This is a genomic window from Endobacter medicaginis (genome assembly GCF_014192375.1).
In the GTDB taxonomy this organism is placed as follows: Bacteria; Pseudomonadota; Alphaproteobacteria; order Acetobacterales; family Acetobacteraceae; genus Endobacter; species Endobacter medicaginis.
This window is the reverse complement of record NZ_JACHXV010000002.1, coordinates 371337-393014: the sequence shown is the minus strand read 5'-3', so window position 1 is coordinate 393014 and position 21678 is coordinate 371337. Positions and strand designations below refer to the sequence as shown.

Below are 21678 nucleotides of genomic sequence, written 5' to 3'. Positions count from 1 at the left end.
CCGGCCACCGGCCGCAATCCGCGCCGCGCAGCTTCCACTCGCGGCCGTCGCCGCGTAGGCTTCAGATCGGTGTCTCACAATCTGCGGGCGGTACACAGGCGACTTGCTTTTTGCAAGGAAGGCCTTTCACCGGGATACCTCAAGATAGACGGTGTGTGGTGCACGCACGAACGCTGGGCACGTCTGGCACTGGAGCCCGCTTGAGGCACGATCAGAAATCCCGCGACAGTCCCGCTCGAGCCGGGAGGAAGCGGTCCGGCGGCAGGCCTTCCTCGACGAGGGAGGCATGGAGTTCCTGCGCGGGGGCGTCGTAGGCCTCGTCCGACAGCCGGAACGTGCCCCAGTGCACGCCCATGGCGTGCGCCGCGCCACAATCGGTGAAGATGCGCACGGCATCCTGCGGGTCGACATGGGCGGAGGCCATGAACCAGCGCGGTGCGTAGGCGCCGATCGGGATCAGGGCGAGGTCGAGGCCGGGATGGTCGCGGCCGATCTGACGGAAGATCGTGCCGTCACCATACCCGCTGTCGCCGACATAGTAGACCCCATGGTGTTGCGAGCGGATCACGAAGCCGCACCACAGGGCCGCGCGCCGGTCGCGCAGGGTCCGGGCGGACCAGTGCAGGGCGGGCGTGAGGTGTACCGCCAGTCCGGCCATGTCGATGCGATCTCCCCAGTCGCGCACGGCGATCTTCGCATCCGGCAGGTGACGGCGCAGTAGCGTGTCGTTGCCGAGCGGGGTGACGAAGAGGGGCGCATGGTCGCGGTGCAGGCGCCTGAGGGATGGCACGTCGAAATGGTCGTAATGGTTGTGCGACAGCAGCACCGCATCGATCGGCGGCAGATCCTCGAGACGGATCGCGGGTGCGGCGACGCGCACCGGGCCGATGCGGTTGAACGGGCCGGCGCGCTTGGACCAGACCGGGTCGGTGAGGATGTTGCGGCCGTCCATCTGCAACAGCACGGTGGAATGGCCGACCGGGGTGGCGCGCAGTCCGTCGACACGTCGTTCGGGCACTACCGGCGTGACGGCGACATGGTCGGGCCATGCCCCGCGCTGGTGGCGTGTCTGCCAGCGCCAGCGCAGCACGGCCGCGAAGGAGCGGTTCGTGTTGGTCTCGCCGGGGTTGCGGAAATGCAGGCCGTCGAAATGGTCGCTGACCGGGCCTGAATAATACGGGTTGCGGGCCACTTACTGATAGACGGTGCCGTTGACCGTCACCGAGCCGGGAAACGGCCATTTGCGCGACGATCCGTGATGGGTCCAGTCGATCCCCTGCCGCGAGGCGCTGTCATAATAGTAGCGGCCCGTCACCTGCACCGTGTCGCCGGTCTTCACCCAGGGCCAGGCCGGCGCCTTCATCTCGTCGAGATCGGAGACGATCTCGATGCTGCCGCCAGCGCCGCCCGACAGGGTCAGATAGAAATAGCCGTGCAGTCCCGAGCGGGTCGTCTTGCTGCGCAGCACCTGTCCTGCCGTGCCGCAGACCGTCTCGGGCACATCGTCACGCAGTTCGCCGCTGGCGAAGCGCTTCTGGTCGGCGAGGAACTTCGCATTGTCGCAGTTCGCCGCCTGCACGGTGACGTTGTTGCCGGCCGAAGCATGGCGATGATGATGCGAATGCGCGAGTGCTGGACTGGCGACAAAGGCAAGAACGGCGATCAGACCAGGGCGAAGCATGATCGGGGACCTTGTTTGATGATGGTGGGGAGTCGCACGATGGGTCTGGAATGGTCAGATGGCGTGCGGCCTGCGAGCATCGGAGCGGAGCGGCCTTGATGGCCGTGAGCACCGAAGCACAGCAAACGCGCGCCAGATGGCCGTTCCAGACCCATCGTGCCCTCAGAGTTCGAGCTGGCGGCTGAGGGCGAGATAACGCTCCCGCGGCAGCGACAGCAGATCGACCGGGCGCACGGCATTGCGCCGCAACAGTCCGAACAGCCAGCGCTGCCAGGCGGGCAGGATGCGGTCGGCGCGATCCGGGGCGGCGATCACGTCCTCGGCCGCAGAATAGAAGATCACATGCTCCGCATCGACCGGGCAGCCCTTCGCGGCAGCGAGGTCGAGGGCGCGCTTGAGGCTCGGGATCTCCGCGAAGCCGAAGGTGGCGACGATCTTGAACATGCCCGGGCCAGTCTTTTCGAAACTGACCTTGTCGTCACTGAAGATATAGGGCTCGTCGCTGAACACCACGGATAATGCGATCGCGGTGCGGGGCAACGCGCGGACCTGGGAGGCGAGCAGGCGCATCGGTTCGGGGATGGCGCGCTTGCTGCCGGTCAGGAAGATGCCTGTGCCCGGCGTGCGCGCCAGTGTGCCGGCGACCAGCTCGGCCATCAGCGCCTCGCGCGATTCGTCGAGTGTGGCGAGGCGCTTGCCGATCGCGCGCTGGCCCCGCCGCCAGGTGGTCATCAGCACGAAGATCGCCGCCCCCATCGCCAGCGGCACCCAGCCCCCATCGGTGAGCTTGAGCATGTTGCCCGCGAAGAAAGCACCATCGACCACCGCCAGCAGCCCGCCAATCGGCACGATGGCCAGCCACGGCCACTGCCAGCGCCGGCGCATCAGCACGATCAGCAGGATGGTGGTCAGCAGCATCGTCGTCGAGACCGCGGTGCCATAGGCGGTCGACAGCCGCGCCGAGCTGCGGAAGGCGAGGGCCAGGCCGAGAGTGGCGACCATCATCGTCCAGTTCACCACCGGAACGTAGATCTGACCGTGTTCCTCGGCCGAGGTCTGCCGGATGCGCAGGCCCGGGAACCAGCCGAGCTGCATCGCCTGGCGCGTCAGCGAGAACGCGCCGGTGATGATTGACTGGCTGGCAATGATGGTGGCGACGGTGGCCAGGATCACCAGCGCGATCAGCGCGCCATGGCCGAGATGCAGTTCGTCGAAGGCGGTGAAGAACGGATTGTCCTGCGTATTCGGCTTGTGCGTCAGCACCGCCGCCTGGCCGGCATAGCTCAGCAACAGGCAGGGCAGCACCAGAGTGAACCACGAGATCCGGATCGGCCGGCGCCCGACATGGCCCATGTCGGCATAGAGCGCCTCGCCGCCGGTGATGGCGAGAACCACCGCGCCGAGCACCAAAAAGCCCTGCCATTTCAATGTCATGAAGCTGTGGAGCGCGTAGGCCGGGTCGGCCGCCGCCAGCACGGCGGGGTCGCGCACGATATGGATGGCGCCGATCACCCCGATCACCGCGAACCACAGCGCCATCACCGGCCCGAAGGCGCGGCCGATCACGGCCGTGCCCAGTGACTGCGCCGCGAACAGCCCGGCCAGGATCGCCACCGCGCCGGGCAGGATGAACGGCTTGGCCGCATCGGTGAGCACGTTCAGGCCTTCCAGCGCGCTCAGCACCGAGATCGCCGGGGTGACGGCGCCGTCGCCATAGATGAGCGCGGCGCCGAACAGTCCCATCGTGGTCAGCACCGCCGCTCCGGTCCGGTAGGCGCCGAGCAGCGACATCAGCATCAGGATACCGCCCTCGCCATGCACGTCGGCGCGCATCGCCAGTCCGCAATACTTGAACGAGACGGTGATCAGCAGCGCCCAGAAGATCATCGACAGCGCGCCCAGCACGTCGGCCGTGCCCGGCACATGTCCGAAGGACTGCACCACGGTCTGCAGTGTATAGAGCGGCGAGGTGCCGATATCGCCGTAGACGATGCCGAGAGCGGCCAGCATGGCGGTGGCGAGCGGCTTGCCAGGCTTCGATGGCGTCTTCTGCGTCATGCGCGGCACACTGGCACGACCCTGACCGGGCGGCGAGATGCCGGTGCCGCCTTGCATCAAAACGATACAAGCGGAACACTCGCCTCCGATGAGTGCGACCCTCTCTCCCCCGGCCACCGGCGCACTCGCCGCCTCGCTGCGCGCGCGCCACGTGGCGATGATCGCGCTCGGAGGCGTGGTGGGCGCGGGGCTGTTCGTCGGCAGTTCGGCGGCGATCGCCACCGCCGGTCCGGCGGTGCTGCTGAGCTACGCCTTCGCCGGGCTGATCGTGTGGCTCGTGATGCGCATGCTGGGCGCGATGGCGATCGCCGAGCCCGGCCGCGGCAGCCATGCCGGCTATGCGGCGTTCGGGCTGGGCCGCTGGGCGGGTTTCGTCACCGGCTGGCTGTACTGGTATTTCTGGGTGGTGGCGGTGGGTGCGGAGACGGTGGCCGGGGCCTCGCTCCTGGCCGGGCTGCTCGGTCCCGCAGCGCCCCCGGTCTGGCTGCTCGGCCTCGTGTTGATCGCGGCGATGACGGCGGTCAACCTGCTCTCGGTGCGGGCCTATGGCGAGTTCGAATACTGGTTCTCGCTGCTCAAGGTGGCGGCGATCGGGCTGTTCATCACCCTCGGCCTCGCCGCCCTGTTCGGCGCCTTCGGACCCGAGGCGGCCCGCCTGTCGCGCCTCGCCGGGGCAGGAGGGCTGCTGCCGCTCGGCCTGTCGGGGGTCGCGGCGGCTGTGCCGGTAGTGATCTTCTCGCTCACCGGCTCAGAGATCGCCACCATCGCGGCCGCCGAATCCGACGATCCCCCGCGCAACGTCGCCCGTGCCGCCCGCACCGTGGCGCTGCGCATCGCGACCTTCTATCTCGGCGCGATCGCGCTGGTGCTGTGTATCGTCGCCTGGCCCGGCATCCGCCCTGGCCATTCGCCGTTCGTCACCGCCATGCAACGCCTCGGCATCCCGGGTGCGGCCGATCTGATGACCGTGGTGATCCTGATCGCGGTGCTGTCCTGTCTCAATTCGGGCCTCTATGTCACCTCGCGGATGATGTTCGAGCTCGCCGGGCGCGGCGATGCGCCCAAGGCGCTGGTCGCGGTGGGGCGCTCGCGCGTACCGGTGCGCGCCACGCTGGCCGGCGCGAGTGCCGGGTTCCTCGCCGCCATCGCCTCGATCGTCTCGCCCGACCGGGTGTTCGCCTTCCTGGTGGCGACCTCCGGCACCACCATCCTGTTCGTCTACGCGCTGATCGCCGCCGGCTACGGACGCTGGCGCCGCGCGCAGGGGATGATGATTCCCCTGGCCAGCGCGATCGTGCTGGCGGGCATTGCCGGGGTCTGTATCGCGATGAGCCTGATCCCGGCGCAGCGGCCGCAATTCCTGCTCAGCCTCGCCTCGCTCGCCGTCGCCGGGCTCGGCTGGGGCCTGCGTCGGCGCTTCGGATGAGGATCGTCCTGCGTGGCGCGGGGGTAGCCGGGCTGGTTGCCGCCACCTGCCTGGCCGAAGCAGGGCGCGAGGTGGTGGTGGTCGATCCCGCCGGCGTGCCGACGCGCTCTGGCGCCTCGCATCTGGCCGGCGGCATGCTCGCCCCCTGGTGCGAGGCGGAGGCGGCGGGCGCGGTGCTGGTCGAGCGCGCGGCCGGCGCAATCGACTGGTGGGCGGCGCACGTCCCGGGCGTGGTGCGCGCCGGCACGCTGGTCGTCGCCTCCAGCCGCGACGTGCCCGACCTGGCCCGCTTTGCCGCCCGCACCAGCGGTCACGAGCGCGTCGATGCCGAGGCGATCGCTGAACTCGAGCCCGCTCTGGCCGGACGCTTCACCCAGGGCCTGTTTTTCCCCGGCGAGGCGCATCTCGACCCGCGCCGCGCGCTGGACGCGCTGGCCGGGGCGTTGCGTCGGCACGGCGTCGCCTGTCTCGAGGCAGAGCCCGCGCCGCTGCCCGGCGATCGCCGGCTCGACTGCCGAGGCACGGCGGCGACCGACGCACTGGCCGGTCTGCGCGGCATTCGCGGCGAGATGGTGATGCTGTCCAGCCGCGAGGTGGCGCTGTCGCGTCCGGTGCGGCTGCTGCACCCACGTATCCCGCTGTATGTCGTGCCTCGTGGCGATGGCCGCTTCATGGTGGGTGCGACCATGCTCGAAGGTGGCCGTGCGGGGCCGATGACGTTGCGCTCGGCGGTCGAACTGATGAACGCGGCCTACGCGCTGCACCCGGCCTTCGCCGAGGCGGAGATGCTGGAGCTCGGTGCGGGGCTGCGACCGGGTTTCGACGACAACCTGCCCGCCCTGATCCGCGACGCGGCTGGAGTCTGGCACGCCAATGGCGCCTTCCGCCATGGCTTCCTGCTCGGCCCGTGGCTTGGCGCGCAGGCGGTGTCGGCGCTAGACTGACCCTCATGCAGATCCTGCTCAACGGCGAGAGCCGCGACTGTGTGGCCGGTGACCTCGCCGCCCTGATCGATGAGCTCGGCCTGGCCTCGGCCCGGGTCGCGACCGCGCTGGACGGCGATTTCGTCGCCGTCCGGGCGCGCGGTTCCGCCGCCTTGCGGCCGGGCAGCAGCGTCGAGATCGTCGGCCCGATGCAGGGCGGCTGAAAGCGCGCGACGATGGGTTTCAGTCTTTACGGCGTCGAGCTGGCCTCGCGCTTGCTGCTCGGCACGGCGCAATATCCCTCGCCCGCGGTGCTGGCCGATGCGGTGCGTGCCTCGTCGGCTGGGGTGGTGACGGTGTCGGTGCGACGTGAGACCGGCGGCGCGGCCTCGGGACAGCAGCGGTTCTTCGCGCTGCTCGGCGAACTCGGCGTGCGCGTGCTGCCCAATACCGCCGGCTGCCATTCGGCACGCGAGGCGATCGCCACCGCGCAGATGGCGCGCGAGATCTTCGAGACCGACTGGATCAAGCTCGAGGTGATCGGCGAGGCCGACACGCTGCATCCCGACCCGTTCGGCCTGGTGGAGGCGGCGCGTGAGCTCACCGCCGACGGGTTCCGCGTGCTGCCCTACTGCACCGAGGATCTGGTCACCGCCGCACATCTGCGCGACGCCGGCTGCGAGGTGCTGATGCCCTGGGGCGCGCCGATCGGCACGGGCAGGGGGCTCAACAACGTCTACGGCCTGCGTGCGCTGCGGGCGCATCATCCCGACATCCCGCTGATCGTCGACGCCGGGATCGGCCTGCCGAGCCACGCCGCGGCGGCGATGGAGCTAGGGTTCGACGGCATCCTGCTCAATACGGCGGTGGCCGGGGCGGGCGATCCGGTGGCGATGGCGCGGGCGATGGCGCTGGCGATCGAGGCCGGCCGCGCCGGGTTCGAGGCCGGGCCGGTGCCGATGCGCGACATGGCCGCTCCCTCCACGCCGGTGCTCGGCACGCCGTTCCAGTGAGGCTGCCGGGGTTCTATCCGGTGGTGGACAGTGCGTCCTGGGTGTCGCGGCTGACAGGCGCCGGCGCGCGGCTGGTGCAGCTCAGGATCAAGTCCGACGACACGGTGCGGCTGTCGCGCGAGATCGACGCGGCCCTTGCGGCCTGTCAGGCGGCAGGCGCGCTGTTAGTGGTCAACGATCACTGGGAGCTGGCGGTCGCGCAGGGCGCGCAGGCGCTGCATCTCGGCCAGGAGGATCTCGATACCGCCGACCTGCCCGCCATCCGACGCGCCGGGCTGAAACTGGGCGTCAGTACGCATGACGAGGCCGAGCTCGACCGTGCGCTGTCGGTGGCCCCTGACTACGTGGCCCTAGGCCCGATCTGGCCGACCACGCTCAAGAAGATGCCCTGGGCGCCGCAGGGCCTCGCCCGGCTCGGGGCCTGGCGCGCCCGGATCGGCGCATTGCCGCTGGTCGCGATCGGCGGCATCACCCTCGAGCGTGCCCGCGCCTGCCGCGCGGCCGGGGCCGATGCGGTGGCGGTGGTCTCCGATGTGCTCGCGCATGCCGATCCCGAAGCACGCGCCCGCGCCTGGATCGCGGCAGTGGAGACGGATTGATCGGTCGGTGAGGCATTTTTACCCGGTCCGGGGTCGGCGTGACGGATAATCGGTGGCACAATACTGCCTGATGCCTGAGCAGGCGTTGCTGTTCCGACACGATCGACGGAGGCTGCCGCAACACGATGATGATTTCCGGCCTCTCCGCCGTGCTGCTGACCATCGCCATCCTGTTGGTGGTGGTCAGCGCCATCCAGCCGGTCGCGCGCCGGCTGGAGCTGCCCGAGACCATCCTGCTCGCCTTCGTCGGCGTACTGATCGGCGGTCTCGCCGATGTGCTGCTGCGCACGCCGCTGACCAACAGGTTCGACGATGCCGCACGCACGCTGGTGCAGATCCCCGGCGACAGCGAGATCTTCCTGCTGATCTTCCTGCCGATCCTGGTGTTCCAGGGGGCGCTTGCGATCGACGTGCGCCGCCTGTGGCACGACCTGACCACGGTGCTGCTGATGGCGGTGGTGGCGGTGATGGTCAGCTTCACCGCGATCGGGTTCGCGCTGTATCCGTTTACCAACATGAGTCTCACGGTGTGCCTGATGCTGGGCGCGATCGTGGCAAACACCGATCCGTCGGCGGTGAGCGCGATCTTCCGCGACATCGGCGCATCGAGCCGGCTGACCCGGCTGGTCGAGGGCGAGGCGCTGCTCAACGACGCCGCCGCGATCTCGATCTTCACCATCCTGCTGCACGCCACCACCACCCACGCCGAGGTGGGCGTGATGCAGGCGGCGTGGACGTTCGTCGTCTCCTTTGTCGGCGCGCTCGCCGTCGGCGTGGTAATGGGGCGGGTGACGCTGTGGCTGATCACCTTCTTCGGCGGCACGGTCGCCGGAGAGGTCACGCTGACGCTGGCCTTGCCCTACATCGCCTATATCGTCTGTGACGACATGCTCGGCTTCTCCGGCGTGGTCGCCACCGCCGCGGCCGGGCTGACGGTGTCGGTCTATGGTCCCTCGACGCTGCGCCCCAAGACCTGGAGCTTCCTGCGCGAACTGTGGGAGCAGCTCGTGTTCTGGGCGGGCTCGCTGGTGTTCGTGCTGGCCTCGATGCTGGTGCCGCGCCTGCTGTTCGGCATGACCGGTTGGGACTGGGTGCTGATCGCTGTCGCGCTGGTCGCCGCCCTGGCTGCGCGTGGCCTGATCCTGTTCGGCCTGTTGCCGCTGCTGACCATCGCCGGGTTGTCGCGGCCGGTGCCCAACCCCTACAAGGTGACGATCTGGTGGGGTGGTCTGCGCGGCGCGATCACCCTTGCCCTTGCTCTCGCCGTGACAGAGAACCAGAACGTCTCGGCTGCGGTCGCGCATTTCGTCGGCGTCATCGCCACCGGCTTCGTGCTCATCACCCTGCTGGTGAACGGGGTGACGCTGCGTTACCTGGTGCTGTTCTTCAAGCTCGACCAGCTTTCGCCGATCGATTCCGCCCTGCATCATCAGGTGCTCGCCCTTGGCCTGGGCGAGGTGCGCGACAAGACGCGGCAGCTTGCCTCCGATCTCGGCATTTCCGGCCATTCCGTCCGCCATGTCGTCGAGCATCTCGACCGCCGCATCGCCGACGAGGAGGAGGCCAACACCTTCGACACCGCGCTCACCGACCGCCAGCGCGTGACGCTCGCGCTGATTACCGCGGCGACCCAGGAACGCTCGATCCTGCTCGACCTGTTCAAGATCCGCGGCCTGTCGCGCCCGGTGATGGAGAACCTGCTGCGCACCGCCGAGGCGATGATCGACGGCGCGCGCATGGACGGCCGCTACGGCTATGTGCGTGCCGCGCGACGGCGCCTTCAGCCCACCTTCCGCTTTCGCCTCGCGCAGTGGATCCACTATCGCTTCCGCATCGACCGGCTGCTGATGTATGCGATGATGGAACGCTTCGAGATGCTGATGATCACGCATCTCATCTCGACCGCGCTGCGCCGCTTCATGCAGCGCCGGATGGAGCCGATGCTGGGCGGGCGCGTCGCCGAGATCGTTTCCGAAGTCATCGAGCGGCGCGAGAAGCAGCTTTCTGCCGCACTCGATACCATGCGACTGCACTATTCGGGCTACGCGGAGGCGCTCGAATCGCGCCTGTTGCGGCTGATCGCGCTGCGTCTGGAGAGCCAGGAATACGACGACATGCTCGACGAGGCGCTGATCGGCGAGGAACTGCACGAGCGTATCCTGCGCGACGTGGAAACCCGTCGCAACGCCTTCGACCGGCGGCTGAAATTCAACCTCAAGGGTGGCATCGAGGAGCGCATCCGCCGCTTCCCCGCGCTCGCCGACCTGCCGGATGCCGCCCTGCACGATCTGGCGATGACCGCCTCGATCCATTTCGCCTGGCCGGGCGAGACGCTGCTCGAACGCGACCGCAAGCCGCGCACCGTCTATCTGGTCAGCGCGGGGCGGCTGGAGGCGCACATCGCCGAACACGACATCGAGTTCGGCCCCGGCAGCATCGTCGGCGGCCGCGAGGTGCTTGACGACCGGCCGCTGCCGGCCACGGTGCGCTCGCTGAGCTTCGGTCACCTGCTGGCCCTCAGCCGGGCCGATTTCCGCCGTCTGGTCGCCGAGCATCCGGTCATCGCGCGCAATGTGATGGCGCTGCCGGAGGCGGCGGTGATGCCGGATCCCCAGGTCGACCGCGTACCCGATCTGGGGCTCGAGGAGCGCCGCCAGCTCATGCGCATCGCCAGCGGCAGCCTGTCGGATCTGCGCGCCGCCTATGACGATTAGGCCGCACGCCTCAACTTCCCGTTAACGCCTTGCTGCCTAGGATCGGTCTCGCAGGCGTCGGGCCCCTTCGTGTCTGCAGGTCGCGACGGGGCGGGAGGGCGCGATGCGGCTCACATTCGCGAGGCAGGCGGAGCGGCGACGATCGACGGGCGATGCCGCGCTGCTGGTGGCGTGGTTCACGCTGAATGCACTGGTCGTGCGGCTGCTGTGCTGCGATCAGCAAGGCTATTCCTCGTTTTGGAGCGCCAATGCCGCGTTGAGCGCGGCACTCCTCGTGCTGCGGTCGGGGCAGGTCGTGGCCGTGGTTGCTGCCTGCCTTGTCATCAACTTCGCACTCAACCTGCTCAAGCCCTGGTCACTGACCAATAACGCTCTCTACGTGCTGCTCAACCTGTTTCAGTCAGTCATCGCCGCCGCTGCCGCGCGGCGCTTCTGCGGCGCGACCACAGATCTGACGCGGATCCGCAGACTGTCGGTGTTCGGCCTCATCGCGCTGGTCTCTGCCTGCGTGGAGGCTTGCGTCGGAACGCTGCTGACGGCCTTGATCAACGGTGGCGGCCTGCTCGGACTCGACTTCATCCAATGGATCTGCTGCGACGCGCTCGGCCTGCTGCTGGCAATGCCGATGACAGTCGTGATTGCGCATTCAGGTCTGCGCAGGATCGATCTGTCGGGCCTGTGGCGGCGTCGCCGCCTCGCCGGGGCGGTCCTGCCACTCCTGGCCGCCGGTGCGTCGGTCGTCTCTTTCGTCTTCGCGGGCACGCAATGCTACCTGCTGCTCTATCCGTGCCTGTCGTGGCTGGCGATGCAGTTCGGGCCGTCGCTGATCCTGATGACCATCTTCGTCGTCTCCACCTGCGCGTCGGCGCTGACGGCACACGGCGTGGGCCCGATGGCGATGCTGGCGGCGCAGCATGGGAGCTGGCCGGGCTATATCCTGCTTCAGCCCTTCCTCATCACCCTGTTGCTGACCGTGCTGCCGGCGAACATCATGCTTGCCGAGCGTGCCCGCTCGGAGCGGCGTCTGCGCCGCAGCGAGATCCGCCTGCGTCATGCGTCCTCGCACGATCCGCTGACACTGCTGATGAACCGCTGGCTGTTTCGGCGCCAGTTGAGCGCGGCGCTGGACTCCGGGCACCGCTTCGCGCTGCTGTTCCTCGACATCGATCACTTCAAATCGATCAACGACACGTTCGGCCACTCCAGCGGCGACCGGCTGCTGCAGGCTTTTGCCGGACGGCTGCTGTCGATCGCCGGTGAGTGCGACGGCCGCGCGGGGCGCTTCGGCGGGGACGAGTTCGTGCTGATGGTTCCCATCGACAGCGTCGCCGACTGCGCGCGTCGCTGCGACGGCGTCCTCGACATCCTGCAGCGCCCCTATGAAGCCTTGCCTGGCCGTGCCGTGACAGTCAGCATCGGTGCGGCGATCAGCACCCCGCTTTGCCATGAGGGCGCGCTGATACAGAGCGCCGACGAGGCGCTCTATGCCGCCAAGGCCGCAGGGCGCGCAACCTTCCGCGTCGCCCATGCGCCTGCGGCCTCACTGCAATCGGTGGCGTGACATCAGAACCGCGCCGCCACGGTGCCGAAATACTGACGCGGTGCCGCGACGAACAGGTTGGCATTGTCGTCGCCGCTGATCGCGGCGGCACCGTAGACGCCGCCGATATAGTTCTGGTTGGCGAGGTTGGTGATCCCGAAGGAAATCTTCAGGTCGCGCAGATGCGGGATGTTGACGAAATCGTAGGAAACGGTGAGGTCCGTCGTCCAGTAGGAGGGAATGTATTCGTCGTTGGTATAGGTCATCGGGCGTTTGGCGTTGTACGTCGCGGCAAAATTGAAAACCACGCCGTGATACGTGTAGTTGAGGTTGGCCTTGTACATGTATTTCGGATAATAGACTTGGTGGCGTCCCTTGATGTCGATGCTGTCGCCGCCGGATGAGGGCAGCGCGCCTTCATAGGTCGCATCGTTCCAGCTGAAGCTGTTGGTGAGTTCCAGCCCGCGCAGCGGCCGGATCGTGCCCAGCACGTCGGCGCCGTTCATCGTCTCGTGGCCGACATTGACGAAGGCCGAATAGGCATTGTCGGCCGGTCCGGTGGTGATGGCGGCGAGGCGGTTGATGAAATCGGTGTGATAGTAGTCGGCGCTGCCCGAAAAGATCGTCGAATCGAAGCGATAGCCCACCACGTAGTTCCAGGAGCGCTCCGGTCTGAGCGTCTGGCGGGCTGCATCGAACACGGATTGCGCCGAGTTGGTGGAGCTGCCCAGCCCGCCCCATGGATTTCCCGACCCGGACTGCGAACCGAAATCATAGGCGCGCATGTTCTCGGCGATATCCCAGTAAAGCTCGTGATGATGCAGGAAATGCCAGTCCCAGGAGAAGTGAGGCAGGAATCCGTTCGCAGCCGTCAGGCTGCCGGCCGCCGGATGGCTGTAATACACGCCCCAGGCAGCGAGATCGGAGCTGTTGTCTTCCTTGGTGCCGCCATGGGTGGTCTGCACCAGCGATTTGAACCCCGCCAGCAGCACCATGTCGGGCCGCAGATGCCAGCTGTCCTGGAGATAATACTGGAAGGTGTTGGTGTTGAACGCATCCGACCACCATGTCGTCGCCTGCCAGGCATAGTAGTCGCTCTTGGAGTTGTGCGCGGCGTCGACGCCGTCCTCGTAGAGGCGCGACGGGTAGCGGAAGCGGTCGTTCTCGTACCACACGCCGGTCTGGATATCGTGGTGGTCGAGCTTGAGGTCGAAGGCTTGCGTGAAGCCGATCCGGCGCACGTCGGGATGGCCGGCCTGCGAGACCATCGGCACGCCGGAATCGGGCGAGGTGAGGAAATTGTTGGTGCCCTGATACACGCCGTTGGAGACATGCGCATAGGCGATCGTCTTCGAGTTCAGCTGCGATGTCAGCCTGTAGTCGCCGGTGACTGCCGAGAGGTAATTGCGCTGTTCCTGGGTGCCGTCATAGGCGATGTCGCCGACCTCGTCGGCGGTGATGCCGGCCGGCAGTCCGGCCGGAATGGTGCCGTTCTGTGCGGCGACGGCATACTCCTTGGCCAGCTCGTAATCCGGCTTGAGATAGGTGTAGTCTCGACCGAGCAGGCGCCACATGTTCTTGGTCAGGCTGAGATAGTTGTACTGGTCGAAATTGGAGTAGTCGAACACGGCGGTGATCTTGCCGCGTGTGTTGATCGGCTGAACCAGTTTCGCATTCGCCTGGTGTTCCTGCTGGTCGCCGAAGCCTTTCCACATGTCCTGCGCGGTGCGTGCGTACGAGACGTAGAACTTGGTGCCGGTCGCGTTCAGCACGCCGCTGTCGATGCGGGCGAAGGTGCGGAAGCCGTTGTTGCTGCCGAAAAGCTGGCTGACGCGACCGCCCAGCCTGTCTTCGGGATCGTCGGTGGTGAAGGTGATCGCACCCCCCAGCGTCTGCGCCGACGGAATGTCGAGCGCGCCCGCGCCCTGCGACATGGTCAGGCCGGTGATGTTTTCCTGGATCTGCATCTGGTCGACACCGAGGCCGTTCCAGTTGTGGAAACCCTGGCCGCCCATCGGGATGCCGTCCATCGCCACGCCGAGCTGGGTCTGGTTGAAGCCGCGCACGTAGAGCAGGTTCGCCACCGTATCGAGGCCGAAGGCGTCGTCGGAAGTGAAGTTCGCCCCCGGCGTCGTCCGGGCGAGGATCTGCATCGGCGAGCTGCCGGCGATGAAGCGGTCCATCTGCTCACGACTGACCACCTCGACCGCCGCATGCGGTCGTGCGCGCCGGGCCACCACGCTGACCGTCTCGACGCTGCTCGCCACCGGCTTCGCCGCAGGGCGATGATGGGATCTGGCCTTCGGCTTCGCCGCGTCGGCCAGCGTGAGGGGGCTGCCTGCACAGAATGTCAGGGTCGTGATCAGAGCCATGGCCGGTCGCGCAGCCCTCCGGCGCGGCAGGACAGGGGCATATTTGGGGGCCATCAGCGATCTCCTCGCAAGCTATGCGTTCGTCGCATAGCCGACATGCAGATCGATTCGTTAGCAGAGAGCCGATTGTGCCCGCAACAAACTCACGATTGGTTACGCCATACTCGGGCGTTCCTCAGGGCAGCAGCGCCGCCACCTCGCGGGCCGCGAGATCGGAGGGAGTGCCGCCGGGAGGGGCGAGACCGCTTATCGCGGCGCGAAACCCAGCGCGTTGCGCTCCGGCGGTTTCGGCGTCGGTCAGCAACGTCGTCACCGCCATGGCCAGCCGGTCCGCCCGGCAGTCGCCCTGCAGCAGTTCAGGCACCAGAGCGCGGGCGGCGAGCAGATTGATCATCGCCACATGCGGCACACGGATCAGCCGCCGCGCGATTGCCGCGGTGAGCGGATTGACGCGGTAGGTCACCGCCATCGGCACGCCGGCCAGGGCGAGCTCGAGCGTCGAGGTGCCGGATTTGGTCAGTGCCGCGCCAGCTGCCGCATAGGCGTCGTGCTTGTCGGCGAGATCGGTGGCGATCACGCAGGTGACCGGCCAGTCGCGTGCCGCCCGCTCCACCGTGTCGGCTACCGCCTGTGCCACCGGCACCACGGCCACCAGATCGGGAAAGCGTGCCTTGAGCAGCGCGAGCGTACGGCCGAACACCGGCAGCAGGCGCGGCACCTCGCTGCGACGGCTGCCGGGCATCAGGATCAGCACCGGCGCATCCGGCGCGATGTCGTGCCGGGCGCGGAAGCGCGCGCCGTCACCCCGGTCGGCGCCCGATTGCAGCACCGGATGGCCGACGAACCGCGCCTCGATGCCATGCCGCGCGAAGAACGCCGGCTCGAACGGCAACAGGCACAGCAGCCGCTCCCAGCGCCCCGGATAATGCTTCACCCGATGCTCGCGCCACGCCCAGACCTGGGGCGCGACATAATGGATGCGGGTCACGCCGCGCAGTCGTGCGAGCAGTCGCAACGCGAAACCGGGGCTGTCGATGGTCACCACCAGATCGGGGCGGCGCGCGGCGATATCGGCTTCGGCTGCCGCCATCAGTCGCGACAGACGCCGCACGCGCGGCAGGATCTCCACCAGCCCCATCACCGACAGCTCGCGCATCTCGAACAGGCTTTCGAGCCCCTCCGCCTGCATCCGCGGCCCGCCGACCCCGGCGAAGCGCAGCTCGGGACGCAGCGCGCGCAGCGAGGCCATCAGCCGCGCGCCGATCACGTCGCCGCTCGCCTCGCCGGCGAGCAGCCACACCAGCGGGGCGGCACTCATCGTCCGTAGAGCGTCTCGGGCGAGACCAGCGGCGCGGTCGCGTCCAGCAACCCGGTCGAACCGGCCTCGCGATAGAAACAGCTCACCCGCCCGGTATGGCAGGCGACCCCGGTCTGTTCGACCGCCATCAGCACCGCGTCGCCGTCACAGTCGAGACGCAGGCTGCGGAGCTGCTGCCTCTGTCCCGAGGTCTCGCCCTTGCGCCACAGTGCCTGCCGGCTGCGGCTGTAGTAGCAGACTCGCCCGGTTGCCAGCGTCTCGCGCAGCGCGGCCTCGTTCATCCAGGCCAGCATCAGCACCTCGCGTTCGCCATCCGCGGCCTGGGCGATCGCCGCGATCAGCCCGGTCGCATCGAAGCGGGCCGCGGCGACGATCGCCTCGATCGCCTCCGCGCCGGGAGCCACCCAGCCGGCGCTCATGACGACGCCTCCGGCAGCCGCATCCAGTCGGGCAGATGCACGCAGACCCGGTGGTGGTCGTCGACATAGAGTGGCGCATGAAGGTCGGTGATGCGCAGCAGGGCGAGGCCGAGCCCGTCGCGCGAGGAGCGCACCGAGCCGACCTCGATCCCCTCATGCAGGATCGGCGTCGCCGGGGCGGGGGCGGCGCCCTCGAACGCCACCGGCACCAGCCGCCGCTTGACCAGGCCGCGATAGCGGGTGCGGGCGGTGAGTTCCTGTCCCATATAGCAGCCCTTGGTCCAGCTGATCCCGTTGAGCTCGTCGAAACCGGCTTCCAGCAGCACTGTACGGTCGCGCTCGAGATCGCGAGAGCCGTCCGGCAGGCCGAGCAGCAGCCGGTGACGGTCCCAGTCGATGTCGTCCACCGCGTCCGGGCCGGGTCCGGTGCCGTCGGGTACCAGGATGCGCCAGCCGGCCTCCGGCAGGCGCGGATCGGGCGCGGCGATCGCCTCCGGGCCGGCCGAGGCGGGCGTGCCGTCGCCGACATCCCAGGCCGCGAGCACACGGAGCGGTGCGATCGCCAGTTCGACCTTCGCCCGCAGCCTGAAGCGGGTCAGCGCGGCGATCAGCTCGTCTGCCTGGCCGCGCTCGACATCGAGCAGCAGCCGGTCTCCCGCGTCGAGGATGAAGAAATCCGCCCGCCACTTGCCCTGCGGGCTCAGCAGTGCCGCCCATACCGCGCGCCCGGGAGCGGCGAGGGTGACGTCGTTCGACACCAGCCCCTGCAGGAACGACACCCGGTCGGCTCCGGTGACGGAGATCACGGCGCGATCAGGTAGAAGGGCGGTCTTTTCCATGATCCTGACTGTGGGCGCAGCCCATCGCCGCGACAAGCACCGCTCCTGCCACGCCAGCCATGCATGGCCGCCCCCATGCCGGGCGGCCCTGAGCGTCGCTCATGCCGCTTGGGGGTGCGTGGTCCGGCATGCTATCGGCTCGCGCATGCGCATCCTGTTCATCACCGCGACGCGGCTCGGTGACGCCGTCCTGTCGACAGGCCTCGTCGAGCATCTCCGCCAGCGCCATCCTGACGCCCGCTTCACCATCGCCTGTGGTCCGGTCGCCGAGGGCGTGTTCGCACGGCTGCCGAACCGTGACGACACGCTGGTGATCGAGAAGCGCCGCTTCGACCTGCACTGGGCGGGTCTGTGGGCCACCTGCCTGCGGCCGTGGGACCTCGCCGTCGATCTGCGCGGTTCCGCCGTCACCCTGATGCTGCCCGCCCGGCGCCGGCGCATCATGCGCGGTGGCCGCCGGCCGGGACACCGGCTCGCCCATCTTGCCGGCGTGCTCGGGCTTGCCGAGCCGCCGATGCCGGTAATCTGGACCGACGAGTCCGATGAAGCGCGCGCCCGCGCGCTGCTGCCCTCCGGCCCGCTCTATGTCGGGCTTGGCCCCACGGCCAACTGGAGCGGCAAGATCTGGCCCGCGGCGCAGTACGCCGCCCTGTTCGAGGCGATCGCCTCGCGCCATCCGAACGCGGTGCCGGTGGTGTTCGCTGGTCCCGGCGAGGCGGAATCGCGGATGGCGGCGCCGCTGGTCGCCGCGCTGGACTCGCACGCGCCGATCGTGCTGGCCGGCCTCGAAATCCCCCAGGTTGCCGCGGCGCTGCGCCGCTGCGCGCTGTTCGTCGGCAATGATTCCGGCCTGATGCATGTCGCGGGTGCGGCCGGAGCACCGACTCTCGGCCTGTTCGGACCCAGCCGGGTGAGCGAATACGGTCCGACCGGCCCGCAGACCCTGGCCTGCGTTGCGCCCGGCCCGGAGGGACATGCGCCGATCGACCAGCTCGCCGTCGAGACGGTGCTGGACGGAGCCCTTCGTCTGCTGCAACCGGGGCGCGTGCAGGCAGCGGCGTGACACCCCCCTTGCGGGTCGCGCATGTCATGGCCGGCGCGCCCCGGGGCGGTGCGGAACTGTTCTACGAGCGGCTGGTACGCGCACAGTCGCGTCAGCCCGGGTTGCGCGTGCTGCCGGTCATCCGCGCCGAGCCGGGCCGCATCGGCCGGCTGCGCGCGTCGGGGGTCGAGCCGGTCGGCCTGCGCTTCGGCGGTGCGCTGGACTGGCGTACCCGCCCCGCCCTGCGCCGCACGCTGCGCCATTTCGCCCCAGATATCGCTATCGCCTGGATGAACCGTGCGGCCAGCCGACTGCCGCAGGGCGACTGGGTGAGCGCGGGCCGGCTCGGCGGCTTCTATGATCTGGAGAACTACCGTCATTGCCGCCACCTGATCGGCAACACGCGCGGCCTGGTGCACTGGATGGTGGAACAGGGGCGCGATCCTGCCACCACACATTACGTGCCGAATTTCGCCGACGACCTGCGCGGTGCCCTGCCCGCAGCACTGCCGGCGGGCGTCAGCCCCGGCCGGGTGGTGCTTGCCCTGGGCCGGCTGCACCGTAACAAGGCATTCGACGTGCTGATCCGCGCCATCGCGCGCGTGCCCGGAGCGAGCCTGCTGATCGCCGGCGAGGGGCCGGAGCGCGACGCCCTCGAGGCGCTGATCCGCGCGGTAGGGGTGGCCGATCGGGTGTTCCTGCTCGGCTGGCGGACCGACGGCGCGGCCCTGCTGGCCGCGAGCGACGTGCTGTGCTGCCCGTCTCGCCATGAGCCGCTCGGCAATGTGGTGATCGAGGGCTTCTCGGCCGATCGCCCGGTGGTGGCCTGTGACGCGGACGGGCCGTGCGAACTGATCGTGCCGGAGCGCAACGGCCTGCTGGTGCCGCGCGAGGACGATGCTACGCTGGGCGCCGCGCTCGCCCGCGTGCTCGACGACCGTCCGTTCGCGGCGGGTCTCGCGCGCGCTGGACGGGCGACCTACGAGGCGGCGTTCAGCGAATCGGTGGTGCTGGAACGCTGGCGCGAGCGGCTAACCGCGATGACGGGGCGCGGCTGATGTGCGGCATCGCGGGGGTCGCCGAACGTGCCGATACCGTCCCCGGTCACCTCGCCAATCCGGAAACGCTGTCGCGCCTCGCCGCTGCCCTCGCCCATCGCGGCCCGGACGGGCAGGGCCACGTGCAGTTCGGCCGGGTCGGGCTGGTGCATACGAGGCTCGCGTTCATTGACCTCGCTGGCGGCCAGCAGCCGATCTTCGCCGGCCCTGCGGCGATCGTCGCCAATGGCGAGATCTACAACGATCTCGCCCTGCGTGCCGCGATGCCGGAAGTGCGCTTTGCGACGGGCAGCGACTGTGAGCCGCCGCTGCATCTGTGGCTGCGCGAAGGGGCCGCCTATGCGCGGGCGCTGCGTGGCATGTACGCCATTGCCATCCACGAGCGCGGTGCCGACACGCTGGTCCTGTCGCGCGACCCGTTCGGCATCAAGCCGCTCTACTTCGTCGAGCGCCCGGATGGCCTCGCCTTCGCCTCCGAGCCGCAGGCATTGCTCGCCGCCGGCCTCGCCGGACGCGGCGTGCGTCCCGAGCGGCTGCGTGAACTGCTGCAACTCCAGTTCACCACCGGTGCCGACACGATCTTCCCCGACATAAGGCGCGTGCTGCCCGGCGAGACGCTGCGCATCGCCGGCGGCCGGGTGCTGTCGCGCGAGCGCCTGCCCGCCCTGCCCGAGGGTCCGCCCGAGGTGATCGACGAGCCGGCCGCCCTCGCGCGCCTCGATCGCGCGCTCGACGAGAGTGTGGATCTGCACTGTCGCAGCGAGGTGCCTTACGGGATGTTCCTCTCCGGCGGCATCGACAGTGCCGCGGTGCTGGCGGCGATGGCGCGGCGAGGTGGTGCGCCGGTACGCGCCTTCACCGCCGCGTTCGATGTCCCCGGTGCTGCCGACGAGAGCGAGACGGCCCGCGCCATGGCGCACAGCGTCGGTGCAGATCACGAGGTGCTGCGCATCGGCGCGAGCGAGGTGTGGCGTCACCTGCCGCGCATCGTCGCCGCGATGGACGATCCGGTCGCCGATTACGCGATCATCCCGTCCTGGCTGCTGGCGCGGCAGGCGCGGCGTTCGGTCAAGGCGGTGCTGTGCGGCGAGGGCGGCGACGAGCTGTTCGCCGGCTACGGCCGCTACCGCCATGCGATGCGTCCCTGGTGGCGGGGGCGTCGGGCGATGCGCCGGCACGGCACGTTCGACGGACTCGGCGGGTTGCTGCGCGAGGTGCCGTCGGGCTGGCGGGCCGGGTTCGAGGCCGCAGCCCTGGTCGCCGCACCGGGCCGCTCGCGCCTCGCCGCGGCCCAGGCCGCCGACGTCGCCGACTGGCTGCCGCACGACCTGCTGATCAAGCTGGACCGCTGCCTGATGGCGCACGGCGTCGAGGGCCGCACGCCGCTGATCGACCCGCAGGTGGCGGCGGCTGCGTTCCGCCTGCCGGACGTGCTGAAGGTGCGTGACGGTCGCGGCAAGTACCTGTTGCGCCGCTGGGTGGAGCAGCATGCCCCGGCGGCGCGTCCCTTCGCGCCGAAACAGGGGTTCACCGTGCCGATCGGCAATTGGATCGCGGCCGAGGGCGCGCGGCTCGGCACGCTGGTCGCATCAGACGAGGCAATCGCCGCCATCGCCCATCCCGACCGTGTGCGCGCGCTGTTCGTCGATGCGGCATCGTCGCGGGCGCGCCATGCCGCCTGGACGCTGCTGTTCTATGCGCTGTGGCACCGCGCGCATGTGCGCGCGGTGCCGGTCGACGGCGACGTATTCGAGGTGCTGGGTTCAGCCGGTTGAGACGGGGATGTGGCAGGCGAGCGCGGCACCGGGCTCGATCGGCGGCCGGACACCGTCATTGCGAAGGAAGTCCGGCTCTCCTGTCGGCGTCAGTTCTGCTTCTGTGAGCCGTGTGCCCCAGATCCGCAGCATCGCGTACCTGATCTGTGGGTGCATCGGTCCGCCGGTCAGTCCGATGCGAAACACCGCATAGCAGGCTGGTGCGAGGCAAATCCGTGTAAGGCTGTCGGGGAGTGTCGTGGTCCCGGCGTCGATCTCCACGCCGGCGAGATAGTCGAATTCCCCTTCGCCGCGTCTTGCGGACGAGATCACCCCATACGAGGCGCGGCCGGGAACCTGTCCCGGCAGTGGCAGGCATGTCAGCAGCCGCGACCACAGCAGCGGGATCTCTGCCCGGCTGTCCTCGTCGAAGTGCTGCGACAAGCCGGCGAGGGTGAGTGTTCCGAGCCGGACAAGCTCCGGCAGCAGGGTGATCTGCGGCGGGTGGAAATGCGATGCGGGCATGTTGGCCTCCAGGAGTTCGAGGTCATGGCCGGTGCGAAACCGGCCGGGGGTCAGTCCGAAGGTGCGACGGAAGGCGCGGGTGAAGGCCTCCTGCGAATCGAAGCCGCTGTCGAGAGCGAGACCGACCAGGCTGGTGCCGGGCTGGTCGCGCAGCCGCCGTGCTGCCGCGACGAGCCGGCGATGACGGAGATGAGCGATGACCCCCGTGCCGGTCGCGGCAGCGAACAGCCGGGCGAAATGGAAGGGCGAGTATCCCGCCCGCGCGGCGATGCGCTCGAGGGTGAGCGGTTCGTCGCGGTGGTCGTTAATCCAGGCGAGCATGGTCGCGATGGTCAGGGCGGTAGGGTCGTTCATCGCGTCCGAATGTCGATGGGGGAGGGGAGCTCTGTCCTGACCG

General features: G+C 69.0%; 18 protein-coding genes. 10 read left to right on the top strand and 8 right to left on the bottom strand.

Features of this window, described 5'->3' with window-relative positions:
• Positions 1-211 precede the first annotated feature (211 nt).
• The 3 genes from FHR90_RS03870 to FHR90_RS03860 form a co-directional block, all read right to left on the bottom strand.
• The gene (locus tag FHR90_RS03870) at positions 212-1192 is read right to left on the bottom strand and encodes an MBL fold metallo-hydrolase (protein ID WP_176624353.1); all 981 of its coding nucleotides are present in this window, start codon (positions 1190-1192) and stop codon (positions 212-214) included.
• Positions 1193-1681: a DUF3465 domain-containing protein gene (locus tag FHR90_RS03865; RefSeq protein ID WP_176624351.1), complete on the bottom strand. Its 489-nt coding sequence runs from the start codon at positions 1679-1681 to the stop codon at positions 1193-1195.
• A 162-nt stretch (positions 1682-1843) separates the two neighbouring features.
• Positions 1844-3739 (bottom strand): potassium transporter Kup, encoded by a 1896-nt coding sequence (locus FHR90_RS03860; protein WP_176624349.1) that lies wholly within the window; start codon positions 3737-3739, stop codon positions 1844-1846.
• 88 nt (positions 3740-3827) lie between these two features.
• On the opposite strand from FHR90_RS03860, the gene FHR90_RS03855 reads away from it, so the two are divergent.
• The 7 genes from FHR90_RS03855 (at position 3828) to FHR90_RS03825 (ending at position 11975) form a co-directional block, all read left to right on the top strand.
• Positions 3828-5165, top strand: a complete 1338-nt coding sequence (locus tag FHR90_RS03855) for an amino acid permease (protein ID WP_176624347.1) — start codon at positions 3828-3830, stop codon at positions 5163-5165.
• Positions 5162-6109, top strand: a complete 948-nt coding sequence (locus FHR90_RS03850) for an FAD-dependent oxidoreductase (RefSeq protein ID WP_183274779.1) — start codon at positions 5162-5164, stop codon at positions 6107-6109. Before FHR90_RS03855 ends, FHR90_RS03850 begins: the two co-directional genes overlap by 4 nt.
• 5 nt (positions 6110-6114) lie before the next feature.
• Positions 6115-6312 (top strand): sulfur carrier protein ThiS, encoded by a 198-nt coding sequence (gene thiS / locus FHR90_RS03845; RefSeq protein ID WP_176626631.1) that lies wholly within the window; start codon positions 6115-6117, stop codon positions 6310-6312.
• A 12-nt stretch (positions 6313-6324) separates the two neighbouring features.
• Positions 6325-7101, top strand: a complete 777-nt coding sequence (locus FHR90_RS03840) for a thiazole synthase (protein ID WP_183274778.1) — start codon at positions 6325-6327, stop codon at positions 7099-7101.
• Positions 7098-7700 carry a thiamine phosphate synthase gene (locus FHR90_RS03835; protein ID WP_183274777.1) on the top strand — a complete coding sequence of 201 codons (603 nt, stop codon included), beginning with the start codon at positions 7098-7100 and terminating at the stop codon, positions 7698-7700. Before FHR90_RS03840 ends, FHR90_RS03835 begins: the two co-directional genes overlap by 4 nt.
• A gap of 125 nt (positions 7701-7825) precedes the next feature.
• Positions 7826-10414 carry a cation:proton antiporter gene (locus FHR90_RS03830; RefSeq protein WP_176622602.1) on the top strand — a complete coding sequence of 863 codons (2589 nt, stop codon included), beginning with the start codon at positions 7826-7828 and terminating at the stop codon, positions 10412-10414.
• A 166-nt stretch (positions 10415-10580) separates the two neighbouring features.
• Complete coding sequence (locus FHR90_RS03825) at positions 10581-11975, top strand: diguanylate cyclase domain-containing protein (protein WP_176622604.1); 1395 nt, start codon at positions 10581-10583, stop codon at positions 11973-11975.
• Between the two features lie 2 nt (positions 11976-11977).
• Here FHR90_RS03825 and FHR90_RS03820 read toward each other — a convergent pair whose 3' ends face one another.
• The 4 genes from FHR90_RS03820 to ygfZ form a co-directional block, all read right to left on the bottom strand.
• Complete coding sequence (locus FHR90_RS03820) at positions 11978-14326, bottom strand: TonB-dependent receptor family protein (RefSeq protein ID WP_246330004.1); 2349 nt, start codon at positions 14324-14326, stop codon at positions 11978-11980.
• A gap of 175 nt (positions 14327-14501) precedes the next feature.
• Positions 14502-15644, bottom strand: a complete 1143-nt coding sequence (lpxB, locus tag FHR90_RS03815; RefSeq protein WP_176622608.1) for a lipid-A-disaccharide synthase — start codon at positions 15642-15644, stop codon at positions 14502-14504.
• Positions 15641-16063, bottom strand: a complete 423-nt coding sequence (hisI, locus tag FHR90_RS03810) for a phosphoribosyl-AMP cyclohydrolase (RefSeq protein ID WP_176622610.1) — start codon at positions 16061-16063, stop codon at positions 15641-15643. Before hisI ends, lpxB begins: the two co-directional genes overlap by 4 nt.
• Positions 16060-16902: a CAF17-like 4Fe-4S cluster assembly/insertion protein YgfZ gene (gene ygfZ, locus FHR90_RS03805; RefSeq protein WP_176622611.1), complete on the bottom strand. Its 843-nt coding sequence runs from the start codon at positions 16900-16902 to the stop codon at positions 16060-16062. The genes hisI and ygfZ overlap by 4 nt, the downstream gene beginning before the upstream one ends.
• 145 nt (positions 16903-17047) lie before the next feature.
• Here ygfZ and FHR90_RS03800 point away from each other — a divergent pair, with 145 nt between their 5' ends.
• Genes FHR90_RS03800 through asnB form a run of 3 tightly spaced genes read left to right on the top strand, consistent with a single transcriptional unit; the run spans position 17048 to position 20777 of the window.
• Positions 17048-17965, top strand: coding sequence for a glycosyltransferase family 9 protein (locus FHR90_RS03800; protein WP_176622613.1), 918 nt, complete (start codon positions 17048-17050; stop codon positions 17963-17965).
• A gap of 26 nt (positions 17966-17991) precedes the next feature.
• Positions 17992-19002 carry a glycosyltransferase gene (locus FHR90_RS03795; RefSeq protein ID WP_183274776.1) on the top strand — a complete coding sequence of 337 codons (1011 nt, stop codon included), beginning with the start codon at positions 17992-17994 and terminating at the stop codon, positions 19000-19002.
• Positions 19002-20777: an asparagine synthase (glutamine-hydrolyzing) gene (gene asnB / locus FHR90_RS03790; protein ID WP_183274775.1), complete on the top strand. Its 1776-nt coding sequence runs from the start codon at positions 19002-19004 to the stop codon at positions 20775-20777. The genes FHR90_RS03795 and asnB overlap by 1 nt, the downstream gene beginning before the upstream one ends.
• Here asnB and FHR90_RS03785 read toward each other — a convergent pair.
• Entirely contained in the window at positions 20766-21635 is an 870-nt protein-coding gene (locus FHR90_RS03785) for an AraC family transcriptional regulator (protein WP_176622548.1), read from the bottom strand. The two genes, asnB and FHR90_RS03785, sit on opposite strands and share 12 nt — an antisense overlap.
• Positions 21636-21678: the final 43 nt, after the last annotated feature.

What these genes read in the sequence shown, in the direction of transcription:
- FHR90_RS03865 (WP_176624351.1), bottom strand. Translation starts at nt 1,681, where the DNA reads ATGCTTCGCCCTGGTCTGATCGCCGTTCTTGCCTTTGTCGCCAGTCCA.
- FHR90_RS03860 (WP_176624349.1), bottom strand. Translation starts at nt 3,739, where the DNA reads ATGACGCAGAAGACGCCATCGAAGCCTGGCAAGCCGCTCGCCACCGCC.
- FHR90_RS03855 (WP_176624347.1), top strand. Translation starts at nt 3,828, where the DNA reads ATGAGTGCGACCCTCTCTCCCCCGGCCACCGGCGCACTCGCCGCCTCG.
- FHR90_RS03850 (WP_183274779.1), top strand. Translation starts at nt 5,162, where the DNA reads ATGAGGATCGTCCTGCGTGGCGCGGGGGTAGCCGGGCTGGTTGCCGCC.
- thiS (WP_176626631.1), top strand. Translation starts at nt 6,115, where the DNA reads ATGCAGATCCTGCTCAACGGCGAGAGCCGCGACTGTGTGGCCGGTGAC.
- FHR90_RS03840 (WP_183274778.1), top strand. Translation starts at nt 6,325, where the DNA reads ATGGGTTTCAGTCTTTACGGCGTCGAGCTGGCCTCGCGCTTGCTGCTC.
- FHR90_RS03830 (WP_176622602.1), top strand. Translation starts at nt 7,826, where the DNA reads ATGATGATTTCCGGCCTCTCCGCCGTGCTGCTGACCATCGCCATCCTG.
- FHR90_RS03820 (WP_246330004.1), bottom strand. Translation starts at nt 14,326, where the DNA reads ATGGCTCTGATCACGACCCTGACATTCTGTGCAGGCAGCCCCCTCACG.
- lpxB (WP_176622608.1), bottom strand. Translation starts at nt 15,644, where the DNA reads ATGAGTGCCGCCCCGCTGGTGTGGCTGCTCGCCGGCGAGGCGAGCGGC.
- hisI (WP_176622610.1), bottom strand. Translation starts at nt 16,063, where the DNA reads ATGAGCGCCGGCTGGGTGGCTCCCGGCGCGGAGGCGATCGAGGCGATC.
- ygfZ (WP_176622611.1), bottom strand. Translation starts at nt 16,902, where the DNA reads ATGGAAAAGACCGCCCTTCTACCTGATCGCGCCGTGATCTCCGTCACC.
- FHR90_RS03800 (WP_176622613.1), top strand. Translation starts at nt 17,048, where the DNA reads ATGCGCATCCTGTTCATCACCGCGACGCGGCTCGGTGACGCCGTCCTG.
- FHR90_RS03795 (WP_183274776.1), top strand. Translation starts at nt 17,992, where the DNA reads ATGGCCGGCGCGCCCCGGGGCGGTGCGGAACTGTTCTACGAGCGGCTG.
- asnB (WP_183274775.1), top strand. Translation starts at nt 19,002, where the DNA reads ATGTGCGGCATCGCGGGGGTCGCCGAACGTGCCGATACCGTCCCCGGT.
- FHR90_RS03785 (WP_176622548.1), bottom strand. Translation starts at nt 21,635, where the DNA reads ATGAACGACCCTACCGCCCTGACCATCGCGACCATGCTCGCCTGGATT.